A 24,876-nucleotide genomic window follows, 5' to 3' on the forward strand; every position below is an offset into this window, starting at 1 on the left:
GCCTTCCTGGTGCTGGATGCGGACTATCCTTCGGCCCGGTTGCGCTACATGCTCGATAACGGCCGCAGCGGTTGTCTGCTGCGGCAGGGGGCGGTGCCGGCGCTGGAAGCGGCGCAGGTACTGGACCTGGACGCGCCGGACACCGACCGCCTGGGCGAGGTGGGTCCGGTGGTCGACGGGGCGGTGTCCTCGATACTGCACACCTCCGGTTCCACCGGCGAGCCCAAGGCGGTATCGCTGCCGGTCAGCGGGCTGCTCCAGCACGCGCTGCGCATGCAGCAGCTGTGGGGGCTGGGCCCGGATGACCGCGTGCTGCAGTTCAATGCACCGGCGTTCGATGCGTTCCTGGAAGAGGTGTTCAGTGCGCTGGTCAGCGGTGCGCGCCTGCTGCTGCCGGCGCAACGCCTGCTCGACCCCCGGCAGTTCTGCGCGTACGTGCAGGCGCACGCGGCGACCATCCTCGACCTGCCCACTGCGTACTGGCACGCGCTGACGTTCCAGCTGGACGAGGCTGGCGCCGAATCACTGCGCAGTGTGCGTTCGGTGGTGGTCGGCGGCGAAGCGGCCTCCGCTGATGCGGTACGGACGTGGCTGCGGCTGTGCCCGCAGGCGGCCTGGACCAATACCTATGGCCCGACCGAGGCCAGCATCTGCGTGCTGGCCGATACCCAGCGTACGGCGCCGGACGAGGCTGCGATGCCCTTCGGCCCACCGCTCGGCGCTGCCCTGGCCGGCAACCGGGTGCATCTGCTCGACGAGGCATTGCGTCCGGTACCGGACGGGGCGCCGGGTCAGCTGTACATCGAGGGCAGCGGTCTCGCCTACGGGTATGTCGGTCGCTCGGCCGCTACCGCCGAGCGCTTCCTGCCCAATCCCTTTGGCGCAAACGGCAGCCGGCTGTACGCCACGGGCGATCTGTGCCGGCGCGATCTCGGCGGCCAGCTGCTGTTCCTGGGCCGCAGCGACCGGCAGGTCAAGCTCAACGGCCACCGCATCGAACTGGGGGAGATCGAGAAGGCCCTGCTGGGTCTGGAGGGTGTGACCAACGCGGTGGCCGGCGTGCAGCGCCAGCCGGGTGCCGGTGATATGGCCTATGCCTGTGTCTCTGTCGACGCCGACACCGACGTTGATGCGGCCGCATTGCTGGCTGCTCTGCGTCAGCGCCTGCCCACCTACATGGTGCCCAGCCGTCTACTGGTCGCGAGTACTGTGCCTTTGACGGTGTCGGGCAAGGTCGATCACGCGGCCATCCTGGCTGCGCTGTCCGGGCAGGGACCTACGCACGCCCACCGCACGCCGCACACCGCGTTGCAGCAGGCGGTCGCCGCCCTATGGGAGGAACAGTTCCAGCGAACTCAGATCGGCCTGGACGACGACTTCTTCTCGGTCGGCGGTCATTCGATCGCGGCGATCCGCTTCATCGCCCGATTCAACGCCTTGTTCGCTGCCGATGTCGCCCTGCTCGGGCTGCTGGATCATCCGCAGCTGGAGGCGTTCTGCCGCCACGTTGATCCACACGGTGTGCTTGAGGAGCGTGCGCACGCACAGCCGCTATCGACGGGTATTCCACTGCCGGCGACGGCATCGATGCCCGTGCACCACGGTGATGAGGGCCCGCTGTCGTTCGCGCAGTCGCGGCTGGTATTCCTGCAGCTGCTGGATCCTGCCTCCAGCCAGTACAACATGCCGTACGCGTACCGCGTCGACGCCGCGCTGGACGTGCCGGCGCTGCGCCAGGCGCTGGAGTGGCTGGTGGAGCGCCACGCCATCCTGCGCACCGGCATCCACCTGGTGGACGGCGAACCGGTGCAACGGATTCATCCGGCCGGCGATGTGGAGCTCGGTGAACACGATCTGCGTCATCTTGCCGCCGCGGACGCCGAAGACGTTCTGGCGGCAACGTTGGAGCAGCGCATCCGCGTCCCGTTCGGGCTTGCACAGGGATGCATGCTGCGCAGCGACGTGGTGCTGATGCCCGGCCGGCAGACGGTGCTCCTGCTCAACCAGCATCACATCGCCAGCGATGGCTGGTCGATGGGCATCGTGATCGGCGAACTCTCCACGGCCTATGCTGCCTTTGCCCGCCACGGTCGTGCACCGGCATTGCCACGCCTGCCATTGCGCTATCTCGATGTCGCGGTGTGGGAGCGCAGCCAGGTGCGCGATACCGATGATGCGCATGCGGCCTACTGGTACCAGCAGTTGGCCGACGGGCAGGACATTGCGACGTTGCCGCTGGATCGTCCGGCCACCGATGCCCCGACCGGTGAAGGCAGCACAGTGATGCTGGCGTTGCCCGATGCGCTTGCCGAGGCCCTGCGTGGTCTGTCGCGGGAGGAGGGGGCCAGCCGCTACGCCGTCGCCTTGGCCGGCTTCGCTGCCTGCCTGGCACGCTGGACCGGGTCGCGGCAGGTCAGCGTGGGAACGCCCAGCGCAAACCGTGAGGATGTGGCGACCCATCCACTGGTGGGCTTCTTCGTCAACATGCTGGTGATGCGGCTGGACGTGAACGAGGCCGGCAGCTTCCGCCAGCTGATCCGGGCGGCCAAGCGCGTTTCACGGGAAGCCCAGGCACACCAGAGCGTGCCGTATGAACACCTGGTGGAGCGTCTGCCGCCTGAGCGGCGCATGCAGCGGTCGGCGTTGTTCCAGGTTGTGTTCTCCTACGAGACGGCGGACGAGGTCAGCCAGCCGATCCAGTTCGGAACGCATACTGCAATGATGGAGGCGCTGCCGCATCAGAGCGCCAAGTTCGACCTCACCGTCAATCTGGCCGACACCGGCAGCGCCCTGTTGCTGGTGGTCGAGTACGCCTCTGACGTCTTCGCGCATGCACGCGTTGAAGCGCTCTGCGCGCAGTACCGCGACACGCTCGGTGAGCTGCTGGCCGCACCGGATGCACCACTCGCTGCGCTGTCCGCGCCGGTGCCATTGCAGGAGGCGCTGCCGGAGGCACGGCACAGCACGGCGAAGCTGTTTGCGCGGCTGCAGTCGCATCCGCCGCAGGCGATCGCCTTGCAGGGCGAGACCGTGGTGGACTACGCCACGCTGCTGGCCCGGGTGGAGCGGCTGGCGCTACGCCTGCAGCAGCGCGGGCAGGGGCCGGGCGCTGCGGTGGGACTGTTGATCGAAGACCGCGCCACGCTGATCGTGGCGATGCTGGCCTGCCTGCGCGCCGGCGCAGCCTTCCTGGTGCTGGATGCGGACTATCCTTCGGCCCGGTTGCGCTACATGCTCGATAACGGCCGCAGCGGTTGTCTGCTGCGGCAGGGGGCGGTGCCGGCGCTGGAAGCGGCGCAGGTACTGGACCTGGACGCGCCGGACACCGACCGCCTGGGCGAGGTGGGTCCGGTGGTCGACGGGGCGGTGTCCTCGATACTGCACACCTCCGGTTCCACCGGCGAGCCCAAGGCGGTATCGCTGCCGGTCAGCGGGCTGCTCCAGCACGCGCTGCGCATGCAGCAGCTGTGGGGGCTGGGCCCGGATGACCGCGTGCTGCAGTTCAATGCACCGGCGTTCGATGCGTTCCTGGAAGAGGTGTTCAGTGCGCTGGTCAGCGGTGCGCGCCTGCTGCTGCCGGCGCAACGCCTGCTCGACCCCCGGCAGTTCTGCGCGTACGTGCAGGCGCACGCGGCGACCATCCTCGACCTGCCCACTGCGTACTGGCACGCGCTGACGTTCCAGCTGGACGAGGCTGGCGCCGAATCACTGCGCAGTGTGCGTTCGGTGGTGGTCGGCGGCGAAGCGGCCTCCGCTGATGCGGTACGGACGTGGCTGCGGCTGTGCCCGCAGGCGGCCTGGACCAATACCTATGGCCCGACCGAGGCCAGCATCTGCGTGCTGGCCGATACCCAGCGTACGGCGCCGGACGAGGCTGCGATGCCCTTCGGCCCACCGCTCGGCGCTGCCCTGGCCGGCAACCGGGTGCATCTGCTCGACGAGGCATTGCGTCCGGTACCGGACGGGGCGCCGGGTCAGCTGTACATCGAGGGCAGCGGTCTCGCCTACGGGTATGTCGGTCGCTCGGCCGCTACCGCCGAGCGCTTCCTGCCCAATCCCTTTGGCGCAAACGGCAGCAGGCTGTACGCCACGGGCGATCTGTGCCGGCGCGATCTCGGCGGCCAGCTGCTGTTCCTGGGCCGCAGCGACCGGCAGGTCAAGCTCAACGGCCACCGCATCGAGCTGGGGGAGATCGAGAAGGCCCTGCTCGGCATTGACGGAGTGACCAATGCGGTTGCGGGCGTGCAGCGCCAGCCGGGTGCAGGCGATATCGCCTACGCCTGCGCCGCCGTCTCCGGTACGGCCGATGCGTCCACACTGCTGGCCGTGCTGCGTCAACACCTGCCGGCCTACATGGTGCCCAGCCGCCTGCTGGTGACCACGGCGGTACCGCTGACGGTATCGGGCAAGGTCGATCATGCGGTGATCCTGGCGACCCTGGCCGATCAGGCACCCGACCAGACACACCGCGCACCGGAGACCGCGCTGCAGCAGGCGGTCGCCGCCCTCTGGGAGGAGCAGTTCCAGCGGTCGCAGATCGGCCTGGACGACGACTTCTTCTCGATCGGTGGTCATTCGATCGCGGCAATCCGCTTCATCGCCCGGTTCAACGCGCTGCTCAACAGCGATGTCGCCCTGTTGGCGCTGCTTGATCGTCCGCAGCTGGAAGCCTTCTGCCGCGAGGTGGATCCCGAGGGCGTGCTGGAGCACCGCGCACAGGCGCAGTCGCTGTCCGCCGGCCTGCTGCTGCCGGCAGTGGCAGCGGCGCCGGCATTGCCAGTGCACCCCGATGATGAAGGTCCGCTGTCGTTCGCGCAGTCGCGGCTGGTATTCCTGCAGCTGCTGGACCCCACCTCCACCCAGTACAACATGCCGTACGCGTACCGCATCGATGCCGCGCTGGACGTGCCGGCCCTGCGCCAGGCGCTGGAGTGGCTGGTGGAGCGCCACGCCATCCTGCGTACCGGTATCCACCTGGTGGACGGCGAACCGGTGCAACGGATACATCCGGCCGGCGATGTGGAGCTCGGTGAACACGATCTGCGTCATCTTGCTGCTACGGACGCCGAAACCGCCTTGGCGGCCACGTTGGAACAGCGTAGCCGCGTGCCGTTCGGGCTCTCACACGGGCGCATGCTGCGCAGTGACGTGGTCCAGATGCCGGACCGGCAGACGGTGCTCCTGCTCAACCTGCACCACATCGCCAGCGATGGCTGGTCAATGGGCATCGTGCTCGGTGAACTCTCCACGGCATACGCCGCCTTTGCCGAGCAGGGGCGCGCACCGGCGTTGCCACCCCTGGCGCTGCGCTACCTTGATGTGGCGGCGTGGGAGCGCAGCCGTGTACGCGTGGTCGATGACGCGCACGCGGCCTACTGGCATCAACAATTGGCGGACGCGCAGGAGGTGGCCATGCTGCCGCTGGACAGTCCGGCCACCGATGCGCCGACCGGCGAAGGCGGTACGGTGATGCTGGCGTTGCCCGATGCGCTTGCCGAGGCCCTGCGTGGCCTGTCGCGGGAGGAGGGGGCCAGCCGCTATGCAGTTGCCCTGGCCGGCTTCGCCGCATGCCTGGCCCGTTTGAGCGGGTGCCCGCAGATCAGCGTGGGCACGCCTACCGCAAACCGCGAGGATGCAGCCACCCATTCGCTGGTGGGTTTCTTCGTCAATATGCTGGTGATGCGGCTGGACGTGAACGAGGCAGCCAGCTTCCGGGACCTGGTGCGGATGGCCAAGCGTGTTACGCGGGAGGCCCAGGCGCACCAGGGCGTGCCGTACGAGCAGCTGGTGGAGCGGCTGACGCCCAGCCAGCGGATGCAGCGCTCGGCCTTGTTCCAGATCGTGTTCTCCTACGAGACGGCCGACGAGGTCAGCCTGCCGATGCCCTTCGGCGCGCATGCCGCCATCGTGGAGCCGCTGCCGCACCAGACCGCCAAGTTCGACCTCACCGTCAATCTGGTCGACACCGGCAGCGGCCTGTTGCTGGTGGCGGAGTACGCCTCGGACGTGTTCGAGCAGGGGCGCATCGAAGCGATCTGCGCGCACTACCGTGACACCTTGGACGCGTTGCTGGCCGCACCGGATGTTCCACTGGCGTCACTGTCCCCGCCGCAGCGGCTTCCGCAGGCGCTACCGGCGATGCACCATCGCACCGCCGATCTGTTTGCGTGGCTGCAGGCGCACCCGCCGCAGGCGATCGCCCTGCAGGGCGAGACCGTGGTGGACTACGCCACGCTGCTGGCCAGGGTGGAGCGACTGGCCGTTCGCCTCCGGCTGCGCGGGTTGGGGCCGGGCGATGTAGTCGGGCTGCTGATCGAGGACCGCGCCAGACTGATCGTGGCGATGCTGGCCTGCCTGCGCGCCGGTGCGGCTTATCTGGTGCTGGATGCGGGCTACCCGGCGGCGCGGCTGCGCTACCTGCTCGACAGCGTCCGTAGCCCCGTGCTGCTGCGCCAAGGGGCGGTGCCGCCGCTGACCGCGTCGCGGGTACTGGATCTGGACGCCGCGGATACCGACGGCCTCGGTGAACCCGGTCCGGTGGTCGACGGGGCGGTGTCCTCAGTGCTGCACACCTCCGGTTCCACCGGCAAGCCCAAGGCGGTCGCGCTGCCGGTCAGCGGGCTGCTCCAGCACGCGCTGCGCATGCAGCAGTTGTGGGGGCTGGGCCCGGATGACCGTGTGCTTCAGTTCAATGCACCGGCGTTCGATGCGTTCCAGGAAGAGGTGTTCGGCGCGCTGGTCAGCGGTGCACGCCTGCTGCTGCCGGCGGAACGGCTGCTCGACCCGCGGCAGTTCTGCCACTACGTGCATTTGCATGGGGCGACCATCCTCGATCTGCCCACGGCCTACTGGCACGCGCTGACGTTCCAGCTGGACGAGGCCGGCGCCGAATCACTGCGCAGTGTGCGTTCGGTCGTGGTCGGCGGCGAAGCGGCCTCCGCTGATGCGGTACGGGCGTGGCTGCGGCTGTGCCCACAGGCGGCCTGGACCAATACCTATGGCCCGACCGAGGCCAGCATCTGCGTGCTGGCCGATACCTGGCACACCGTGCCGGCCGACGATGCGCTGCCCTTCGGGCCGCCGCTCGGCACCGCACTTACGGGCAACCGGGTGCATCTGCTGGATGACACGTTGCGCCCGGTGCCGGACGGCGCGCCGGGCCAGCTGTACATCGAGGGCAGCGGCCTGGCCTACGGCTACGTCGGTCGTGCCGGCGCCACCGCCGAGCGCTTCCTGCCCAATCCCTTTGGCGCAAGCGGCAGCCGCCTGTACGCCACCGGTGATCTGTGCCGGCGCGACAGCCGCGGCCATCTGCTGTTCCTCGGCCGCAGCGACCGGCAGGTCAAGCTCAACGGCCACCGGATCGAGCCGGGGGAGATCGAGAAGGCCCTGTTGGGTCTGGAGGGCGTGACCAACGCGGTTGTGGGCGTGCAACGCCGGGAGGATGGCGACAACGTGCTCTATGCCTGCGTCGTGGCAGAAGGCACGGCCACGGTCACGTCGGTGCAGAGCGCACTGCGCAGCCGGCTGCCGGACCATCTGGTGCCGCCCGACATCTGGATCACCGGCGACGTACCGCTGACCGTCTCCGGCAAGGTGGACCACGCGGCGATTCTGGCCGGGTTGTCCGACCAGGCGCACACGGCTGCCCATCGCCCCCCCCGGACGGGGCTCGAACAGGTGGTTGCAGCGCTGTGGGAGGAACAGTTTGGACACGCGCAGGTGGGGCTGGACGACGCGTTCTTCGCGATCGGTGGACATTCCATCGCAGCGATCCGCTTCATCGCCCGCTTCAACGCGATCTTCCGCACGGAGCTGGGCCTTGTCGTGGTGCTGGACGCCCCGCGGCTGCAGGACTTCTGCGCGGCTGCCCAGGCCCAGGTACCCGATCCGGAGGCGTTGGAGCGGGACGCGCAGTTGCTGGTGAAACTCAATACGGAGTAGCGCCGCACTCCGATGCCGGTCATCGAAGCGGATGCAGCAGGTAAAACACTGTCAACCATCGAAGTCAACGAGGCAATCGCAATGGAACGAACGCTTTATCTGAAGGACAACGTGATGATGGAACCGCTGTTCAACGGCTGGTACGTGTGGCCGCTGTTGATCCAGCCGATCACCGCCTCGATGATCGTCACCAACCTGCATATGCGCATCATGGACTCCTACCTGAAGGCGCCGGAGCTGCACGCGGCGGCGGCAAAGAACCCGGCCATGCGCGGCGGGCCTTTCATGGACTACGAGGGGCCGCTGCAGGTCGTGCACGACCTGATTGCCGACACCCGCCGCCGCATGTCCTTCGCCGGCGAGATCGCCGACGCTGTCAAGGCGCTGGACGAGATGCTGCAGTCCGAGGCGCAGGGCTCGTCGCTGGAAGAGCTGTACCCGCGCGTACCCGAAGCGCTCAAGGGCTACGTGGAGCTGGGCTACGACCTGCACCACAACCCGTCCTTCCGCATGCTCGAAGGGGTGGCGTACCGCAGCAAGTACTACCGCGAGGATCTGCAGGGCCTGTCGCTGTCGCTGCTGGAAGGTGACCACCGGCCGTTCGTACTCAGCACGCCGCGGTTGAGCACGGACGACAACATCATGGTCGACCTGCCGTACCGCTCCAAAGACATCGACCGTCTGTTCGCGATGCGCGACCACGGGGACAGCGAGGCGTTCGTACGCCAGTTCGCCGAGTCCTACATCGCCGATCCGGCCAAGCGCGAGATGTTCTACGGCTACTTCACCGATGCCGCGCCGGCGCGCAACGCTGACCGCAACTTCAACGGGCCCGGCGTGCGCATCCGCTACTTCGGGCACGCCACGGTACTGGTGGAAAGCGCCGATGTGACCATCATGACCGACCCGGTCATCAGCTATGCACTCGACGGCGGCGTGCAGCGCTTCTCCTATGCGGACCTGCCGGATCGCATCGATTACGTGCTGCTGACGCATGCGCACCAGGACCATGTGATGTTCGAGACGCTGCTGCAGATCCGCCACCGCATCGGCACCATCGTGGTGCCGAAGAACGGCGGCGGTACGCTGCAGGATCCGTCCCTGAAGCTGATGCTCAAGACGGTGGGGTTCGAGAACGTGCTCGAGATCGACGAACTCGAATCGGTGCCGGTCACGGGCGGCGAGATCATGGGACTGCCGTTCTTCGGTGAGCATGGCGACCTGCATATCCGCAGCAAGCAGGCGTTCTACGTCAACCTGGAGGGCAGCAGCATGCTGTTCGCCGCCGACTCCAACAACCTGGAGCCGCGGCTGTACGAACATCTGCGCGACATCGTGGGCAACATCCAGCACATCTTCATCGGCATGGAGTGCGAAGGCGCACCGATGTCGTGGTTGTACGGGCCGCTGTTCACCCGCAAGGTCGACCGCAAGCTGGATCAGGCGCGGCGCCTGAATGGCTCCAACTACGAACGGGCACTGGATCTCGTGCAGAGCTTCTCGCCGGAGTCGGTCTACATCTACGCGATGGGCAAGGAGCCCTGGCTGACCTATATCTCCAGCATCAGCTACACCGAAGACTCGCTGCCCATCGTGGAGTCCAACAAGCTGCTTGCCGCCTGCGCAGAACGTGCCATCCAGCACGAGCGCCTGTTCGGCGAAAAGACCATCCAGCTCGCCTGATACCCGCCTTACTCCGGGAGATATGCCTTGAAGGCTCTTGTCGTGGACAACCTTAGAAAATCCTATTCCAGCGAGGCGGGGACCAAGCACGCGCTGGACGACTTCTCGTTTCACATCGACCGGGGCGAGGTGCTGGCATTGCTGGGCCGCAACGGTGCGGGCAAGACCACCGCGATCAAGGTGGTTGCCGGGCTGATCGTCCCCGACAGCGGGACGGTCCGCTTCGGCGAGGACGACAGCGCACGACGTGGCACCCGGCTGGGGGCCGTGCTGGAAGGCGGCAAGAACCTCTACCAGCGCCTCAATGCCCTGGACAACCTGGAGTACTTCGGGGCGCTGCGCGGGCTCGGCCTGCGTGAAGCGCGGCGCAAGGGCGCGGCGCTGGTAGAGCGGTTCGGACTGGGCGATGTGGCTCGCACCCCGGTCCGCATGCTGTCGCGCGGCATGCAGCAGAAGATCGCCATCGCGGTAGCGCTCGTACACGGTCCGAGCCTGCTGATCCTGGACGAACCCACCTTGGGTGTGGACTACGAAGGCACTCAGATCCTGTTGCAGCTGATCCGCGATCTGCGTGCCGACGGCGTAGCCGTCCTGCTGACCACCCATCAACTGGAGGTGGCCGAGCAGATTTCAGACCGCATCGCGATCATCCACGACGGCCGCAAGGTGGCCGACGCGCTTACCGACGCGATCAAGGCCGAGTTCGCTGGCGAAACCTACCGGATCGAGTTCCAGGGTCCGTTGGGCGCCGACACGCTCGCCGCACTGGAGGCGCTGAACGTGGAGGTCCTGGACCAGTCAGTGTCCTTTGCCGGCGAGCCTGCCCACGTGTATGACGTACTGGCGGCGCTGAGTCCGACGCCCATTCTGCGCGTGGTTCGTGGCGATTTCGGCCTGGATGCGGCCTACCGGATGTACACCCAGCAACTACCTTCCGCCCAGCCTGTCCGGGAGACCGTGCAATGATGACGCTGCTGATGGCCGAAACGCGCCGATCCTGGAAGCTGTTCCTGCGCTACCCCGCCGAGGCGATCGCGGTGTTCGCGATCCTCGCCCTGATGTTCGCCGGTCTGTACCTGGGGGCACGCTTCCTGGCCGGTGGTCAGGACTTCGGCACCCGCGTTGATTCGATCGTGGCCGGCTACATTGCCTGGATGCTGGTGCTGGGCATCTTCAGCGGCGTCGCCGGTGAGATCGAGCAGGAAGCCAAAATCGGTACGCTGGAGCAGGTGGTGCTCTCCGATCGCTCCTTCCTCGCGGTGACAATGGCGCGCGTGCTGGCCAATCTGTCGATCAACGTACTGATCACCCTGAGCGTGCTTGTCTGCATCCTGCTGCTGACCCGCTCCAGCTTCCATATCACCCCCGCGGTACTACCGTCGGTCGGACTGCTCGTCCTCGGCACGACCGGGCTTGGCTTGATGATGGGCGCGCTGGCCCTGCTGATGAAGAAGGCCACCGCGCTGATCGGGCTGAGCCAGTTCATGCTGCTGTTCCTGGTCTTCTTCCAGAAACGCGACGGCAGCGAGCAGACCCTGCAGTGGCTTGACTTCGCACCGCTGTCCTCGGCCGCGTCGCTGATGCGCCACATCCTGGCCACCGGCTACATGCCCACGACAGCCGACCATCTGATTCCCGCAGTGAACGCGGTGGTGTATCTGGCGATCGGCTGCGTGCTGTTCCAGATGGCCCTCCGCAAGGCCAAACGCAACGGAACCCTCGGACACTACTGATGATCATGGACGCCAAGGCATACCCAGGGAATGGCGCCTTCCAGTCAGAGGCCAGCCCGTTGCAGGGCGCGGCCGTCCCGCTGACGGCATGGTCGCCGCAGGAACGTAAACTGATCGCGGCCCATCGGGTCGGGCAACAAGCCGTCGTGCCGGCAGCCCTGGTGGTGACCCGCGTGCTCGACGTAGTTGCCCCGGCGGGCGCGGCCTGCCAGCTCGGTGGACTGGTGTTCCACGTCGGGATCGCCGAGGACGACGCACTGCAGGTGTCCTTCACAGGACGCACAGATGATGCGGCCACCAGCGTCCGCCTGTCACGTCTGCACGACGATGGCGACGCCACGCCCGCCGTGGAACTGGAGGCACTGCTGCTTGCCGGCGGCCGTGCGCCAGACCCGGCCGCCGCGGCACGGCGTGGGCCTGGCGACCCGATGGATGTCGGTGGCTTCTATCAGGACCTGGCGGACGCAGGAAACACGTTCCTGCCTGCGCTGCGACTGGTGACGGGCCTGTACCGGCAGGAGCAGCGGATCGAGGTCGACATCATGGGTCGGGATGCACCCGATGCCGCCTGCTGGGATGCATGCCTGCATGCGCTGCTTGCCTTGCCGGAGGATGCGCCGTCGTTGGCGCATGTGATCCAGTCGATCGACCGGATCGACGTCTGGGGACCGGTGCGCGGGACGTTGTCCGCCACCGGTTGGCTGCGGACCGCACACGCGCGTGGCTTCGTTGCCGATCTGCAGGTCCGCGACGTCGATGGCCAGGTGGTTGCCGAGGCCGTCGGTGTCACCTACGCGCGTCTGGCGCAGCGCCGTCCGACGCTGTCGGTGGCCGGCAACATCAGCCTGGAACCGTTCCAGGAAGCGTTCGATCACCTCGCGCAGGGGGCCGGGCTGTGCGTTCGTACGGCCGGGTTCGACCAGGTGCACCAGACCCTGCTCGATCCGGCCGGTGTGGCGGACGCGCCGGAATGCAGTGAACTGCTGCTGTTGGTTGACCTGTCGCAATGGGATACGCCCGCACTTGCCGTGCAGGGCGATGCGTGGCGGGAAGCGCGTTCGGCCGGTGCCGAGCCGGCGCTGCTGCCCAACCATCTGCAGGTTCTCGGGTTGAACCGCTACGAGACCGATTACCTCTACGAGGAGATCTTCGACGACCGCAGCTACCTGCGTGACAACATCGTGCTCGAGGACGACGATGTGGTGCTGGACATCGGTGCGAACATCGGCCTGTTCTCGCTGCACATGCTGGACCTCAACCCCAGCGTGCGGGTACTGGCCTTCGAACCATCGCCGGTGACGGCGGCAGTGGCGCGCGCCAACCTGGAGGGACGCGGCCGGGCCACTGTCTTCCAGCAGGGCGTGGCGGAGGCGCAAGGGAGTGCGGTGTTCACCCACTATGCGACGTCCACCGTGTTCTCCGGCTTCCATGTGGACGCCCAGGAAGACCGGCGCGCCATTGAGCAGGTGATCGAGAACCAGCTCAGTGACGCGCATGTGGACGGCCAGCACGACAGCTATGTTGAAGACCTGGTGGCCCATCGTCTGGAAGGGCACCAGGTGGAGGTCGCGCTGACGTCGGTGTCCGACGTGATCGATCAGCACGGTCTTGCATCGATCGGCCTGCTGAAGGTCGACGCGGAGAAGAGCGAGGATGCGATCCTGCGGGGGATTCGGGCCGAGCACTGGTCGCGTATCCGCCAACTGATGCTGGAAGTGCACGATCAGGAGGGCACACGTACCGCGGAGATCATCGGCTTCCTGGAGTCGATGGGCTATACCGTGGTGCTGCGCGAGGAGGAAAAGCTCCGCCAGTCCGGGCTGGTCGCATTGAGCGCCACGCGTACCGCGCGTCGCGCCATGCCTTCGATCGGCCGCAACGCGCGCGCACTGCAGGCGCGTTGTGGCGAGCTGCTGACGTCGCTGCAGGCGTTCCGCGCGCGCAGCGCCACCCCCGTGACGCTGATTCTCGCTGCCAGTCATCCGGCCAGCGCCACCTCGGCGCACATGCGCCGCCAGTACCGCCACGTGGTGGCCGGCTTCCGGCGCGCGGTGGAAGCGCTCCCGGGCGTTGCAGTGGTGGCGCAGCGCGAGGTGCTGCACCGCTATGCCATGTCGCCCTCGGGAGCAGCATCTGCGCAGGTTGAGGATGCCGGGGTGCCGTTCCCGATGGAGTGGTATGCCGCCACCGCGATGTGGGCGCTGCGCGGCCACGCACAGCGTCAGCATGCGCTGAAGAAGGTGCTGGTGGTCGACTGCGACAACACCCTCTGGCAGGGACTGTGCGCCGAAGACGGGCCTCGAGGCGTCACCATTACGCCCGCATTGCGGCGCTGGCAGGCGTTCCTGGTGGCGCAGCGCCGCGCCGGCGTGATCCTGTGCCTGTGCAGTCGCAACGTGCCGGAGGATGTCTGGGCGGTGTTCGCGCAGCATCCGGACATGCTGCTTCGGGCCGAGGACATCGCACTGGCCCGGATCGGCTGGGCGCCCAAGTCCACGTTGATCGCCGAGATTGCTGCCGAGCTCGATCTGTCCATCGACAGCCTGGTGTTCGTGGACGACAACCCGGCCGAATGCCTGCAGGTGGGCAGCGCGCACCCGGGGGTGTCGTGCCTGGTCTTTCCGCAGCAGGCCGCACAGATCGACGCATTCTGGAGGCACACCTGGGGATTGGATCTGCTGCGGCGCTCTCCCGGCGGCACCGATCGTGTCGAGCTGTATCGGCAGGAGGGGGAACGCAAGGCGTTCCGGCGTGCCCACGGCGGTCTCGAAGCCTTTGTCGAGGGGCTCCAGCTGGTGGTCGAACTGGAGCGCATCGGCGCCGGGCATGGGGCGCGCGTGGCGGAGCTCGCGCAACGGACCAACCAGTTCAATCTGCATGCGCGCCTGCGCAGCAAGGAGGCGGTGACGGCATACCTGCAGCAGCCGCAGGTGCATGGCTGGATCGTCCGCGCGCGGGACCGCTTCGGCGACTACGGCGTGGTCGGTGCCTGCTACGGCGAGCTTGCCGGCGACGTGTTCGTGGTCGAGAACATACTGTTGAGTTGCCGGGTACTCGGCCGTGGCGTCGAGCAGCGCCTGGGGCAACTGCTGGCGGCGGCGTTGGAGGGGATGGGCGTCCGGCAGGGCCAGCTCCAGGCACAGCGCACCGTACGCAATGTGCCGGCCGCCAGCTTCTTCCTGGCCGTAACCGGCCAGGACGCCGGCGTGGGAACGGCAGGGTTCACCACGGCGACGTTGCGGCAGATCCCGCTGCTGGTGATCGCTGCGGATGCCGGCGCCGCTGGCAATGATGTCCCGGTGCCTACCGACAGCCCGGTGGCCGAATCCACCGCGCACTGGGATGCACGCTGGGAGCAATGGATCTTCGGCGTGTCGCACAGCGCAGCGGGCATTGCCGAGGCCATCTGGGGCGCGCGCGGCGACGCGGCGCAGGACGACACCGCCAGCCACACCGACACCGAGCGCGTGGTCTATGGCTTCTGGCGCGATGTGCTGGGGGCCGGGCCGGCGCGCCGCGAGGACGACTTCTTCGCGACAGGCGGAACTTCGCTGCGGCTGGTTCGCCTGGTCAGCGCGGTGAACCGCCATTTCGGCATCGCGCTTCGCCTGTCGGATCTATACGGCAATGCCAGCCTTGCGGCGCTGGGCGCGCTGATTGATGCACGGCTCAGTCGCCCGTCGCAACCCGTGGTTGCCATCGGCGACCGCGCAGCCGCCTTGGCCCCCACCCAGGAAGGCCTGTGGTTCATCCACACGCTGAATCCGGCGTCGCCGGCCTACCTTGCAGCGGTGGCGGTGTGCGTATCCGCCCCTGTCCACGCGGGTACGCTGCAGCCGCGGTTGCGGCGCCTGCTGCAGACCGATCCGGTGCTTGCCAGCCGCTACCGGCTGGACGGAGCGCGAACGGTGGTCGACGTCGACCCGGAGGCGACAGTGGACGTGGTGGAGGTCGATGCCACGGACTGGACGCTGGACCAGGTCGTCGCGCATGCCGGCACTGCATCGCGCCAGCCGATCGACCTGCAGCACGGGCCGTTGCTGCGTGCGCACCTCTATCGCTGGACCGCGTCGCGAACCGTGGTGTTGCTGGTGTCGCACCATCTTGTCGTAGACCTCCGATCACTGGAACTGATGCTCGGCCGGGTGCTGGACGAGGGCCGGGAGCCGCGCGAGGGGGCCGACCGTGGCGACTTCATGGACTTCGCCGCGGGCCACCGGGCTGCGCTGGAGGGCGACGCGGGGGAGGCGCTGCGCCGTGGCTGGGCACAGCGCCTTGCCGATCCGCCGCCACCGTTGCTGGAGCGCACGGCCGGCGGCGGGACATCGGGTCCGGCCGCATTCTCGGTCGCCACCGGCACGGTCGGTTCGGCCACGCTGCAGCGCCTGGTCGAGCGCTCGGCGACGTTGCAGACCAGTACGTTCCTGTTGCTGTTCAGCGCCTTCGCCCGGCACTGCGCCACGGCGTTCGGCCGGGAGGAGTTCATTCTCGGTACGCCGGTATCGCTGCGCGATGACGACCGCCACGCAGAGGCGATCGGCAACTTCGTCACCACGCTGCCCGTCCGGGTGCGGATACCGGACGGGAGCCTCGTAGCGTTGCACGACGGGGTGCGCGCCGCGTTCATCGACGCACTGCGCGGCAAAGCGCTTCCGCTCCATCACATCAGTCAGGGGATGGGCGGCGGACGCAGGCGGGTACCGCTGGTGCAGGTGCTGTTCTCCTACCACGCCGACGAGGCCGGCCTGCCGATCCAGCAGTTCTGTGACCACGGCCAGTTGTCCGCGCCGTTCCGGCTGGGCGAAGTGCCCTGCCAGATGCTGGGCCTGCACCAGCAGGTCGAGCAGGTGGAGCTGGCGTTGGAGACCTTCGCCTGCGACCGGGGGCTGGGCCTCAACCTCAAACACAGCCAGGCGCACCTGGACAGTGCCCGCGCGCAGCAGTTCCTGCAGACGTTCATCGGTGTGCTGGAGGCGATGGCGGCCGAGCCCGAACCGCGTTGAAGGAACAGGTGATGCGGTATGCTCAGGCAGGCCGGTGGCACGGGTGGCGTGTCACCGGCCGACAGCTCAGCAGCCCGGCCCCCGCGCGGCGGCCGCGTCGCGATGCCGCTCGCGATAGGTCGTGGGGCTGAGCTCGGTCTGCCCACGGAAATGGCGGCGGAACGATTCCTGCGAACCGAACCCGGCCTGCTCGGCGACCCAGTGCAGCGGGCGGTCGGTGGTTTCCAGCAGTTCGCGCGCGAAGGCCACGCGCTCGCGGATCAGCCAGTCGATCGGTGACAGACCGGTCGCGTCGAGGAACTGCCGCTGCAGCGTGCGCTGGCTGAGGGCCGCCTGCTCGGACAGGCTCTTCAGCGAGTGCTCCTCGCGCAGGTTGCGGCGCATCCATTCCATCAACCGCGCCAGCCGCGTCGGCTCGCCTTTGGGGATGGAGCGCACCACGCGCTGGCTGCGTTCGGCATCGCGCCACGGGGCCAGCACCAGCCGCTCGGCAACCAGGTTGGCCACGTGTGCGCCGTAATCCTTGCGCACCAGGTGCAGCATCATGTCCATGCCGGTGGCCGAGCCGGCGGAGGTGACGATGCTGCCGGTATCGACGTAGAGCACGTCCTCGCGCACGGTGATGGCCGGGAAGTCGCGGGCGAGGGTGTCGGTGAGGCGCCAATGGGTGGTGGCGCTGCGGCCATCGAGCAGCCCGGCCCACGCGAGTACGAACGCGCCTGAGCAGATCGAGGCGATACGGGCGCCACGGCCGTGCGCGCGGACCAGGGCGTCGAGCAGCGGCTGCGGTGGGCGCTCGGCGGGGGTGCGCCAGCCCGGGACGATGATGGTGTCGGCGCGATCCAGTGCATCCAGTCCGTGCGGCAACTGCACGTCGGCGCTGCCCAGCATGCGCAGTGCACCGGGTTCGGCGGCGCACAGCAGGGTGGTGTACCAGGCCACCTCCAGCTCGGGACGGACCGGCGCGAACAGGCCCACGGCACAGCCGAATTCGAACAGGCCCTGGCCGTGGCAGGCCACGATGGCGACGGTGGGCGGTGCGTGCGGGTCGTGGGGAGAGAGCATCCGATGATGCTAGCGGGGTGTCGGCAGCGGGGCAGCGCCCGGCGCGAATGACGTCATTACCGGCGGTCATGTGCGTGGCGCGATGTTGCGGCTGCGTGACGCGTGGCCGGCTGTTGCGAGGGGCGAACAGGCCCTTGAATGGAGGCCTGTTCATAACGGACTACCCGATATGCCGCTGTCGTCCCTGTCGCGATGTTGCCGGCGCGTGGCGCCTACGCCGAATTCGAGCTGAAGCCCTGCGACATGCCTGTCGTGGACGTGACTGTCCTTCTTCCTCCAAGAGCCCCCATGCCTTCTGCCCTCCGCTCCCTGCCCACGGCACGCGTGCCGACGCTGTCCTCCCTTTCCCTTCTGATCGCGCTGAGTCTGGCCGCCGGCGGCGCGCAGGCCGACAGCCCCGGGGCGCCGCCAGACGCGGTCGCCAGTTCCGCCAGTACGGCGGCCTCGACACTGGATGCCGTGGTGGTCACCGGCTCGCGTACCAGCAACCGCACGGTCAAGAACAGCTCCACGCCGATCGATGTGGTGTCGGCGGAGGACCTGGTCGCCACCGGACAGGCCAACCTGCTGGAGGCGCTGCAGCGCGCCCTGCCGTCGCTGAGCCAGATCGGCGGCTACCAGAGTGACCAGGAGAGCCTGATCCGCGGCTACCAGCTGCGCAACCTGTCGCCGGGCTACACGCTGGTGCTGGTCAACGGCAAACGCCGCAATGCCAGTGCATACGTGAGCGGCGCCAATGGCGGCGGCTATCCGGGCCATGCGTGGACCGACCTGGCGTTGATTCCGGTGGCGGCCATCGACCATATCGAGGTGCTGCGCGACGGCGCGTCAGCCCTGTATGGCTCGGATGCGATCACCGGCGTGATCAACGTGATCCTGAAGTCGAACGCGCACGGCGGCGATGTGTCGGTGGAAAGCGGGCAGAGCATCGACGGCGATGGCAGCCGCACCAGCGTGCGTGCCAACGTCGGCCTGCCGTGGGGCCAGGACGGCTTCGTGAACCTGTCCGGCGAGAGCACGCGGCAGCATCACGCGATCCGGACGCGTCGCTACATCGATGGCTACCTCAGCTACCCGGCAATCGACGCCAACGGCAACCTCGTCGCACTGCGGCCCAACAACCGGCTGCCGCCCAACACCACGCCCAACCCGGCCGAAGCCACCCGCAACAACGAAGCCAACACCATCCTGAGCTCACCGTCGTATGCGCTGCGCGCCTTCGCGCTCAACGCGGGCCACGGCCTGGGCGAGAACGCGCAGTTCTACGCCACGGCCACGGCCAGCGACCGCACCGCGCAGGCGATCCAGAACTTCCGCCTGCCGGCGACGATCTTCGGCACCTACAAGGCGCCGAGCGTGCTCAACGTATGGCCGGACGGCTTCCTGCCGGTGCTGGAAACCAAGGAGAAGCAGTACACCGGCACCGCCGGGGTGAAGGGGCAGTGGGCCGGCTGGGAGGTGGACGCCAGCCTGACCGGCAACCGCAACACGGTGCGCACCTACACGCGCAACTCGGCCAACTTCTCGTTGACGTACCCGGGTGCGCCAACCGACTTCTACGACGGCAAGCTGGACTACCAGCAGGGCATCGCCAATCTCGATCTGCGCCGGAGCATCGAGGTGGGCGCCTTCGCCTCGCCGCTGGAGGTGAGCGCCGGGGCCGAGTACCAGCACGAGCGCTATGAGCGCGGGGCAGGGCAGTGGGAGTCGTACACCGGCTTCGGTGCGGCGGCCTTCGTGGGCTACTCCACCGCGGACGCGGTGGAGGCCACGCGCAACAGCAAGGCGGTGTACGTGGGCGCGGCGACCAATGTCACCTCTCGCTGGTACCTGGATGCAGCGGCGCGCTGGGAGGATCACTCCGACTTCGGCAGCGTCTCGACCGGGCGGTTGACGACGCGCTTCGATGTCACCGACGCCTTCGGCGTGCGTGCCACGGTCAGCAACGGCTTCCACGCCCCCAGCCTCGGCGCGCAGTTCTACCAGGCCACCGGCAGCTGCCCCTGCGGCACCACGCTGGTGGCACAGGTGTCCTCGCCGGCGGCGGTGGCGCTGGGGGCCACCCCGCTGCAGCCGGAGAAGGCCAACAACTACAGCCTGGGCGTCACCTGGGACCCGAGCGCGGCGTTCCATCTGGCGCTGGATGCGTACCAGATCGACATCCGCGGCCAGCTCGGCCAGTCCAGCCAGATCGGGTACAACGCGCAGGATCCGAGCCGCATCACCGACAACAGCGGCACAGTGCTCAGCGCCGCGCAGAAGACCACCATCGACACGCTGCTCGGCACGGCGGGTATCAGCATCCTGCCCGGCGATGCGTTCTACGCCAGCTACTTCACCAATGTGGGCAACACCCGCACGCGCGGCGTGGAACTGACCCTGGAGGCCAACCAGCAGACCGCGTGGGGCGCGCTGCGCTGGAGCTACGCCGCCAACGTGGGCCGCACCACCATCCAGCAGGTACGCGACATTCCCGCCGTGCTGCAGGGCCTGCCGAACATCAACCTGCTGACCCGATCGAGCGAGTACGCACTGCGCTTCCGCACGCCCGCCTACACGCAGGTGGCGGGGCTGGGCTGGCAGAACGGCCGGTGGCGGTCGAACCTGGACGTCACCTATTACGGCCCGATCAAACGGCTCAACAACGGCGTGGCGTACAAGCAGCCGCCGGTGCTGGTCACCAACCTGTCCGGCAGCGCCGACCTGGGCGGCGGCTGGAGCGCGGCGCTGGGCATCAACAACGTGTTCGACAAGCGCACCCGCAAGGTGCCCGAGTACGCGCGCAGCGCCACCGATGTGGCCAGCATCGAGACCACCTGGGATACCGGCGACGTGCTCAGCACCATCGGGGCGTTCTGGTACGGGCGCATCCACTACCGGTTCTGAGGTTCAGGCCACACGCCGCCGGGCATGGCCCGGCGCTACATGGGAGCATTGCGATGTCATCTGCATTGAACGTGGTCGCGCTGATCGGCTCGCCGACCAGCTCGGCCAACTCGCGCACGCTGCTGCTGGTGCGCCATCTGCTGGAGGCGCTGAAGCAGCGGCTGCACATCGACGTGCATCTGGTGGAGCTTGCGCCCATCGCGCGCTCGTTGGGCCAGGCACTGGCGCGCGATGAAGTGGAACCGCGCATCGAACAGGCACTGCTGCGGATCGAAGCGGCCGACCTGCTGATCGCCGCCGCGCCGGTGTACCGGGGCTCGTATCCCGGTCTGTTCAAGCACCTGATCGACTTCATCGGACTGGAGGCGCTGGTGGATACGCCGGTGCTGCTGGCGGCCACCGGTGGCAGCGAGCGGCACGCGCTGGTGATCGACCACCAGCTGCGCCCGTTGTTCAGCTTCCTGCAGGCGCATACGCTGCCGATCGGGGTGTATGCCACGCCCGCCGATTTCGAGGGCGACCGGGTCGACAACGCGGCCCTGCTGGCGCGGATCGACCTGGCGGCGGCGCGGGCGGCGGGCCACCTGTTGCCGGCGGCCGTTCCGGCGCCGCTGCGTCGCATCGCCTAGGCGCGCGGCATGCAGCTGCGTCACCTTGCCTTCCTTACGCCCGGCAGCTATCGGCCGGAAGACCCGCGTACCGGTCTGGACGATGCGCTGGACCTGATCGCCTTCGCGGAGGCGCTGGGTTATGACGGCGCCTGGGTACGGCACCGGCACCTGGAGCCGGGCATCAGTTCGGCGGCGGTGTTCCTCGCCGCGGCCAGCCAGCGGACACGGCACATCGAACTGGGCAGCGCGGTGATCCAGATGGGCTACGAGTCGCCCTTCCGCCTGGCCGAGGATCTGTCCTTGCTCGATGCGCTGGCCGGTGGCCGTGTGCAGGTGGGCGTCAGTGCCGGGCCACCGCCGTTCGGCACGCTGCTGGGGCCGTTGCTGTTCGACGGCGACCCTGCGCAGTTCGACTTCTCGCATGCGCGCGTACAGCGCCTGATCGAGGCATTGAACGGCGCGCCGCTGGGCTCGGAGGAGACGCGCGTGGGTAACGCGGCGTCGCAGTACCGTCCCCGCCTCCAGCCGCATGCACCCGGGCTGGCGCAGCGGGTCTGGTATGGCGCCGGCTCGCTGGCGTCGGCCCGCTGGGCGGGCACGCAGGGCCTGCCGCTTCTGCTGGGCAATGTCAGCCGTGCAGAAACCCACGACGATTTCGTGTCGACCCAGCTGCAGCACCTTGCGGTGTATCGCCAGGCGCGCGCCGATGGAGCACCTTCGCGCGTGGCGGCAGGGCGCGTGCTGGTGCCCACCGATGGCGCCGACGCCGCAACCCGGCAGCGCCTGCTGGATTTCGCCGCGCAGCGGCAGGCGCGCACGCGCACGCCGCAGGGACCGCGGCGGACCCTGTTCGCCGCCGATGTGGTGGGCAGTTCGGCGCAGATCATCGCCGCGTTGCATGCCGACCCGGTCCTGCAGCAGGTGGATGAGCTGCGGGTGGAGCTGCCGTACGAACTGCCTGCCAGCGACTACCGCCGCATCCTGCGCAGCGTTGCCGATGAGATCGCACCGGCGCTGGGGTGGCGGCCGCGCGCGGTGGCGGCGTGACGCCTCCCATAACGGCAGGCCGTGTGCATATGCCCAACGCGCATTTGTGTGGCGGGATCCGACCGCCGATTGTCGATTTGCGCCGCAGGCGGCGCGCGCGGCTTCTCTAGCATCAAGGTTCCAACGGCGCACTGCTGCCGACCAAGACGAGGACAACTGCCGTGTCTGCACACCCCACCCACAAGCCGATCCTGTTCCTGCTGGATCGCGAATTCGAGGACGGCCAGCTGCCGGGCCAGCGCTTCTTCTGCCGGCACAGCCTGCTGCTGGAAGGTGCGTTGTCGAGCATCGATGGCCTGGACGCACAACTGGATGTCCGCCGGATCGGCTTTGCCCGGCCGCGACAGGAGGTCATCGCCGAGATCGGCGGGCACGACCAGTCGTTGCCCAAGCTGGTGCTGCCGCAGGGCGTGCACTCGGCACAGGCCAGTGGCGCGCATGCAGACCGCGAGGTGATCTCCGGCGCCGAACCCATCCTGGCGGCGTTGAACGGCCTGCTCGGCATTCCCGTGGCCCATCCCTGAGCGAGGCGATCCGCATGAGCTACCTGACCAGCGTGTTGGACAAAAGCCCGATCAGCGACGGCAGCACGCCCGAACAGGCGCTGCGCGACAGCCTGCGCCTGGCCCAGCACGCCGAGCATCTTGGGTATCACCGCTACTGGTTCGCCGAGCACCACGCCACGCCGCAGCTGGCCAGTCCCGCGCCGGAAGTGCTGGCTGCCTGGGTGCTGGCGCAGACGCGCCGCATCCGGGTGGGCAGCGGCGGGGTGATGCTGCGCCACTATGCGCCCTACAAGGTGGCCGAAGCCTTCAACCTGCTGGCCAGCCTGGCGCCGGGGCGGGTGGATCTGGGCGTGGGCAAGGCACCCGGCGGGTTGCCGGCCTCGACCGCGGCACTGGCGGCCGGGCGCGCGCCGGTGGGCACGTTCGAGCAGCAACTGCAGGACCTCGACGGCTTCCTGTCCGGCACCCTGCCTGCCGATCATCCACACGCATCGGCGCAGGCGCGCCCGCTCCCGCAGCACGCGCCCGAGCGCTTCCTGCTGGGGGCCAGCCCGCAGAGCGCGCGCCTGGCCGCCGAGCTGGGCTGGCGCTTCGTGTACGCGGCGCACTTCGATGGTGATCCGCGCAGCATCGAGGCGGCGTTCTCGGCCTATCGCGAGGTGTCCTCACTCGCACCACTGTTGGCGACCGTGGCGTTTGCCGCGCCCACCGCCGAGGCCGCCGCGCGGCAGCTCGGTGCACTGCGCATCTACAAGCTGCATCTGGCGCCGGGCCAGACCGTCAATCTGCCCAGCCCGGAGGCGGCTGCCGAGTACGCGCGGCAGGTCGGCGTAACCAGCTACCGCATCGAAGAAACCCATCCCAGCGTGCTGTCCGGCGACGCCACGCAGGTGCGGCGTGCGCTGGACGATCTGCACCGGCGCTTCGGCGTGGGCGAATTCATTCTCGATGCGCCGGTGGCCGATCTCGACGCGCGCCTGACCTCACTTGAACTGCTGTCGCCCGCGCCACGCGCGGCGGTGGCCTGACTCCCTGGAGACCGCCATGAGCAAGACCCCGCGTCCCATTCCGTTCGGCATCATGCTGCAGGGCCCCGGCAGCCACATGCATGCCTGGAAGCATCCCTCCAACGTGCCCGATGCCAGCGTCAACCTGCAGTACTACATCGATGTGGCGCGCACCGCCGAAGACCACGGCATCGCCTTCGGTTTCGTGGCCGATGGCCTGTACATCAACGAGAAGTCGATCCCGCACTTCCTCAACCGCTTCGAGCCGATCACGCTGCTGTCGGCGCTGGCGACGGCCACCACCAGGATCGGTCTGGCCGGCACTCTGTCCACCTCCTACAGCGATCCGTACACCGTGGCGCGCCAGTTCGCCTCGCTCGATCTGATCAGCGGCGGCCGCGCCGGCTGGAACGTGGTGACCTCGCCGCTGGAAGGCTCCGGCCGCAATTACGGGCGGCCGCATCCCGAGCATGCGCTGCGCTACCAGATCGCCGACGAGTACCTGCAGGTGGTCCAGGGGCTGTGGGATTCGTGGGACGACGATGCGTTCGTGCGCGACCGCGACAGCGGCACCTTCTTCGCGCCGGAGGCATTCCGGCGGCTGGACCACAAAGGACGCTTCTTCCAGGTGGAAGGACCACTCAACATCCAGCGCTCGCCCCAGGGGCAGCCGGTGATCTTCCAGGCCGGTGCATCCGATGACGGCATCGCGCTGGCCGGCAAGTACGCCGATGCGGTGTTCACCCATGCGCCGTCGCTGGAGGAAACCCGTGCATTCACCCAGAAGGTGAAGAACGCGGCCATCGCGCACGGGCGCAGTGCGGCCGACGTCAAGATCTTCCCCGGTATCGGCCCGATCGTCGGGCGTACCGCCGAGGAGGCCGAAGCCAAGTACCAGGCCATTGCCGCGCTGGCCACGCTGGACGACGCGCTGGCCTACCTCGGCCGCTTCTTCGACCATCACGATTTCAGCCAGTACGACCCGGATGCGGCGTTTCCGGACCTGGGCGACATCGGCGCCAATGCGTTCCGCTCGACCACCGACAAGATCAAACAGGATGCGCGCGAGCACGGCTTGAGCCTGCGCCAGGTGGCCCTGCAGGCGGTGAGCCCGCGGCCGACCTTCATCGGCACGGCCGAGCATGTGGCCGACGAGCTGATCCGCTGGTTCGAGGCGGGCGCCAGCGATGGCTTCATTCTTGGCTTCTCCGTGCAGCGCGAGGGCCTGGATGATTTCGTGACCCAGGTGTTGCCGATCCTGCAGGCACGCGGCTACCACCGCGGCACGCTGGAGGGCGGCACGCTGCGCGACCACCTCGGCCTGCCGTACAAGGCCAGCCGCCATGCCGATGCCGCGCCCCCCGCGCGCAAGGCCGGCTGAAGGACGCTGC

12 protein-coding genes are annotated in these 24,876 nt (G+C 68.3%); 11 read left to right on the top strand and 1 reads right to left on the bottom strand.

Features of this window, described 5'->3' with window-relative positions:
- The first annotated feature begins 9 nt into the window (after positions 1 to 9).
- The 5 genes from ACO6VK_RS08580 (at position 10) to ACO6VK_RS08600 (ending at position 16,363) form a co-directional block, all read left to right on the top strand.
- The gene (locus ACO6VK_RS08580; protein ID WP_422506577.1) at positions 10 to 7,944 is read left to right on the top strand and encodes an amino acid adenylation domain-containing protein; all 7,935 of its coding nucleotides are present in this window, start codon (positions 10 to 12) and stop codon (positions 7,942 to 7,944) included.
- A gap of 81 nt (positions 7,945 to 8,025) precedes the next feature.
- A complete protein-coding gene (locus ACO6VK_RS08585) occupies positions 8,026 to 9,627 on the top strand; it encodes an MBL fold metallo-hydrolase (RefSeq protein WP_422506464.1) in 1,602 nt (533 codons plus the stop codon).
- Positions 9,628 to 9,654: 27 nt separating this feature from the next.
- The gene (locus tag ACO6VK_RS08590) at positions 9,655 to 10,593 is read left to right on the top strand and encodes an ABC transporter ATP-binding protein (RefSeq protein WP_422506465.1); all 939 of its coding nucleotides are present in this window, start codon (positions 9,655 to 9,657) and stop codon (positions 10,591 to 10,593) included.
- Complete coding sequence (locus ACO6VK_RS08595) at positions 10,590 to 11,360, top strand: ABC transporter permease (protein WP_422506466.1); 771 nt, start codon at positions 10,590 to 10,592, stop codon at positions 11,358 to 11,360. The genes ACO6VK_RS08590 and ACO6VK_RS08595 overlap by 4 nt, the downstream gene beginning before the upstream one ends.
- Positions 11,361 to 11,506: 146 nt before the next feature.
- Positions 11,507 to 16,363, top strand: a complete 4,857-nt coding sequence (locus ACO6VK_RS08600) for an FkbM family methyltransferase (protein WP_422506467.1) — start codon at positions 11,507 to 11,509, stop codon at positions 16,361 to 16,363.
- 66 nt (positions 16,364 to 16,429) lie between these two features.
- On the opposite strand, the gene ACO6VK_RS08605 is transcribed toward ACO6VK_RS08600, so the two are convergent.
- Positions 16,430 to 17,428, bottom strand: a complete 999-nt coding sequence (locus ACO6VK_RS08605; protein ID WP_422506468.1) for a helix-turn-helix domain-containing protein — start codon at positions 17,426 to 17,428, stop codon at positions 16,430 to 16,432.
- Positions 17,429 to 17,737: 309 nt separating this feature from the next.
- On the opposite strand from ACO6VK_RS08605, the gene ACO6VK_RS08610 reads away from it, so the two are divergent.
- The 6 genes from ACO6VK_RS08610 (at position 17,738) to ACO6VK_RS08635 (ending at position 24,866) form a co-directional block, all read left to right on the top strand.
- Positions 17,738 to 20,314: a TonB-dependent receptor plug domain-containing protein gene (locus ACO6VK_RS08610; RefSeq protein ID WP_422506578.1), complete on the top strand. Its 2,577-nt coding sequence runs from the start codon at positions 17,738 to 17,740 to the stop codon at positions 20,312 to 20,314.
- 53 nt (positions 20,315 to 20,367) lie between these two features.
- A complete protein-coding gene (gene msuE / locus ACO6VK_RS08615; protein WP_422506469.1) occupies positions 20,368 to 20,943 on the top strand; it encodes an FMN reductase in 576 nt (191 codons plus the stop codon).
- Between the two features lie 9 nt (positions 20,944 to 20,952).
- Positions 20,953 to 21,972, top strand: coding sequence for an LLM class flavin-dependent oxidoreductase (locus tag ACO6VK_RS08620; protein ID WP_422506470.1), 1,020 nt, complete (start codon positions 20,953 to 20,955; stop codon positions 21,970 to 21,972).
- A 161-nt stretch (positions 21,973 to 22,133) separates the two neighbouring features.
- Positions 22,134 to 22,496, top strand: coding sequence for a DUF3088 family protein (locus ACO6VK_RS08625; protein WP_422506471.1), 363 nt, complete (start codon positions 22,134 to 22,136; stop codon positions 22,494 to 22,496).
- 14 nt (positions 22,497 to 22,510) lie between these two features.
- Complete coding sequence (locus tag ACO6VK_RS08630) at positions 22,511 to 23,506, top strand: MsnO8 family LLM class oxidoreductase (protein ID WP_422506472.1); 996 nt, start codon at positions 22,511 to 22,513, stop codon at positions 23,504 to 23,506.
- 16 nt (positions 23,507 to 23,522) lie between these two features.
- The gene (locus tag ACO6VK_RS08635) at positions 23,523 to 24,866 is read left to right on the top strand and encodes an LLM class flavin-dependent oxidoreductase (RefSeq protein WP_422506473.1); all 1,344 of its coding nucleotides are present in this window, start codon (positions 23,523 to 23,525) and stop codon (positions 24,864 to 24,866) included.
- The last annotated feature ends 10 nt before the right edge of the window (positions 24,867 to 24,876 follow it).

The sequence above is a fragment of the Stenotrophomonas sp. GZD-301 genome, from assembly GCF_049310345.1.
In the GTDB taxonomy this organism is placed as follows: Bacteria; Pseudomonadota; Gammaproteobacteria; order Xanthomonadales; family Xanthomonadaceae; genus Stenotrophomonas.